General features: G+C 49.7%; 1 protein-coding gene. It reads left to right on the forward strand.

Translation table 11 applies throughout. The features are described 5' to 3' along the window. Positions 1 to 230 precede the first annotated feature (230 nt). Positions 231 to 862, forward strand: a 632-nt coding sequence (locus tag MRBLSP13_RS18860; RefSeq protein WP_363756053.1) for a hypothetical protein, incomplete at its 3' end; no start/stop codon positions are given.

The following is an 862-nucleotide window of genomic DNA, read 5'->3' on the forward strand; positions in this document are numbered from 1 at the left end:
CGATTGACCAAGCCTCAGAAATCTACGTGACCGACTACGAAGAGAAGTTCATCGAACGTAAGTCGATTGAGTTTTTGCGTCCTAAGTCGATGAAGAAAGACATCTGCTGTGACATCGCGCAGCTTGAGCATGTGAACCCTCGTCCGCTGAGCGTCTGACTAAATACCTCACATCTATAGTGAGGTCTTATGTTCATTCATCTAGTCACACATGGCCAGTTCAAAGAGGTCATGCCAAAGGGCTTCAAGCGCAAGCAAGTTATCTACGCGACTAAGATCGAGGACATTCTAGGTTATCTGGCTCAGTTCCCTGAAATGAAGGAACTGCTCGCTCACGCATCTTACGAACTGCGTCTAGGCGATACTCTCAAGGATAGTCGCAGCCTAAGCGTTGATGAGTTCCCCAACAGCGAGTTTGTTGAAGGCGCAACTCTTCACCTCACTCCGCTTATCGACGGCCACGAAATCACAACAGCCATGCTCATCACTGCGCTTATCAGCGCGGCTGCGTCCATTGCTGCTTCGATCCTCATCAACATCTTCATGCCCATGAACTCCGACACAAAGGAGGACAAGAAGGGTCAGCTGTATCAAGGCGGATTAGTTGTCCAGAAAGAGAATGAACCACTCTACTACATCGCCGGTCTTGATGTCGGCTGCGGCGGCAATCTCATCGAGGGTGATGTCTTCTATGTAAATGGCGCTGACCTGAACGGCATGTCTGACAAAGAGAAGGCGTTCAATGGCATCTTCATGAAGGCCATGGAAGGCTACAAGAAGGTCAGTGAGATATTCGGTGATGATGACACAGACGGTGAAAAAGGTGGCGGCAAGACAATCGGCAATACGATGGTCAGCAACGC

Source organism: Sphingobium sp. LSP13-1-1.1, assembly GCF_040676415.1.
Classification (GTDB): Bacteria; Pseudomonadota; Alphaproteobacteria; order Sphingomonadales; family Sphingomonadaceae; genus Sphingobium.